We start from the raw sequence: 2,105 nt of genomic DNA, 5'->3' as shown, positions 1-2,105 counted from the left end.
CGTCCGCCGCCGGAGGGGCGGGGGGTCGACTTGCAGCTCGCGAACGGCACCGCCGTCGGCGGCCGGACGACCGGGGCGGTGGTGGGCCGGGCGGCGGTTGTCGGGGCGACAGCGGCCGGGCGGGTGGTCGCCGGTGCGGTGCCGGGGCGGGGCCGGCCGAGGATGCGGACCGGCCCGGGAGTCGTTGTCGTCGCCGGGCGTCGCGCCGGGTCCTCGGACAGCACCCCCGACACCGCCGACCGCAGCGCGCTGCCCGGCCCGACGCCGAGGTCCGCGGCGAGACGGCGGCGGGTGCGGTGATAGGCGTTCAGGGCGTCCCACGAGCGACCGGACTGCTGCAGACAGAGCACCAGCCGCGCGGCCAGCGCCTCGTTCCACGGGTCGGCCTCGGCGGCGCGGTCCAGCTCGGGCACGGCGTCCGCGCCCAGCCCGAGCCGGAGCAGCCGGTCGGCCCAGGCCTCCAGCGCGAGAGTGCGGTCCTTCCGCAGCCGGTCGGCGAGCGCGTCCCGCAGGTCGGTCTCGGGCAGGTCGGCGAGCGCGGCGGGCCCCTGCCACAGGGAGAGCGCCCGGCGCAGCAGCCCGGCCGCCGCCTCGTCGCCGTCCGGGGCGCTCCGGTCGGCGGCGTCGGCGACCAGCCGCTCGAACAGCAGCGAGTCCACCGCGTCCGCCGGCCCGTCCAGCCGGTAGCCCGGCGGACGGGTAGACAGGACGAGGCCCGAACCGGCGATCAGCTTGCGCAGCGCGGCGATGTGGCCCTGCAGCGCGGCCCGGGCCCGGGCCGGCGGCGCGTCACCCCAGAGCAGTTCGAAGAAGCGTCCGACCGGGACGGTGCGGCCGAGTTCGAGCGCCAGCAGGGCCAGCGTGGCGCGCCGCTTGGCGGCGGCGGGCTCGACGGACCGGCCGTCGGCGGTCCGCAGTTCCACCGGGCCCAGCAGCCGAACGAACACGGATCCTCCCTGGTGAGAGCGGGTGGACGAGGGTTTCCATCCCTGTGCGGGGCGCAGTCTAGCCACGCTGGAGGTTCGTCTTGTGACGTTCGGTGTGCGATTTCGGGAATGGTGGGTATCTGTCCGACCGGGGGGTTGACGGCAGCCGGTTCGTGGTCCCCGCGGGCGCGCGCGGGGGCGTCCCCCGGTCGGCGGCGGACGGTGTGTCCGCCCGTCGCGCCGCCGGGGTCCGCCGTCGCGCCGCCGGTGAGGCACTGTCGTCCGCGTGCTGACGAAGGGGCCGCCGGGCGGGTCGGGTGCCGCGGCGGCGGGCGCGGGCGGCGCTGCGCGAGGGTCCGGCGGCGGCGGCCGGGACCTTCGGCCCGGGAGCGGGATCCCAGTGGCGCGGACCGTCAGGGCGGAGCGCGTGCCCGGCGGTTCGGCAGGTGTGCGCGATCGCGCCTGCCGGGCTGCCCGAACGGGAACGCCCGAGCGGGGCCCCCGGACCGGCCGCGGGGCCCCGGGGCGAAATCCGGACGACCCGTCTCCCGAGTTCAACGGACGGACGTCCACCCGGGGTTCATCTGTCGTCGGGAGGTGAACCCGGGCCTCCGGGTGCCCCGTCGATCAGAGTGCGGGGCCGTCGCGGTTCCGAGAGTTTCGACCGCCGGGAAGGGCCACCATGCTGCGAATGAACGGGCCGCTGCGGATCACCGTGCTCGACAAGGACGCCTACTACGAGCAGCGCGCGGTGGTGCGCACCCCGTACGGCACGTTCGTGCTGGAGGGGAGGCCCGGGGCCTCGCTGGACGTGCAGGCCGAGGAGTGGGAGCTGGAGCTGCAGCACTGCGTCCCGGGCGTGGGCTGGCGGCCCAACGTCCGGGTGCTGCCGTACCCGTGGCAGACCTCCGGCGGCCTGCGCAGCCGGATCCTGCGCAGCAAGGACTGCGACTGGCCGAACGGCGACCCGACCGAGCGGAACTTCGTGCTGCGGCTCTCCGCGACGGTGGCCGAGCGTCCGGGCGCGGCCCCGGCCGCCGCCGAGGCGGTGGGCCCGGCGGTCCGCGGCGGGATGCGGACCAGCTCCGGCGCGGGCCTCGGCACGGTCGGCGGGGCGGTGCCCGGCGTGCCCGCGATGCCGGGTGTGCCCGCGATGCCCGCGATGCCCGCGGTGTCCCC

1 protein-coding gene and 1 pseudogene are annotated in these 2,105 nt (G+C 77.5%); one reads left to right on the top strand and one right to left on the bottom strand.

The genetic code is table 11. The features are described from left to right. Nucleotides 1-947 (bottom strand): AfsR/SARP family transcriptional regulator (locus BI06_RS51290; RefSeq protein ID WP_199523357.1); only part of this gene is annotated, 947 nt, incomplete at its 3' end. Between the two features lie 661 nt (nucleotides 948-1,608). Between BI06_RS51290 and BI06_RS51285 the strand changes: the two are divergent. Then, a pseudogene (locus tag BI06_RS51285) lies at nucleotides 1,609-2,105 on the top strand (hypothetical protein); the annotation flags it as partial.

The organism is Kitasatospora sp. MBT66 (genome assembly GCF_000710405.2).
Classification (GTDB): Bacteria; Actinomycetota; Actinomycetes; order Streptomycetales; family Streptomycetaceae; genus Kitasatospora; species Kitasatospora purpeofusca.
Note: the sequence above shows the minus strand (reverse complement) of the source record. Positions and strands in the feature narration are given on the sequence as shown.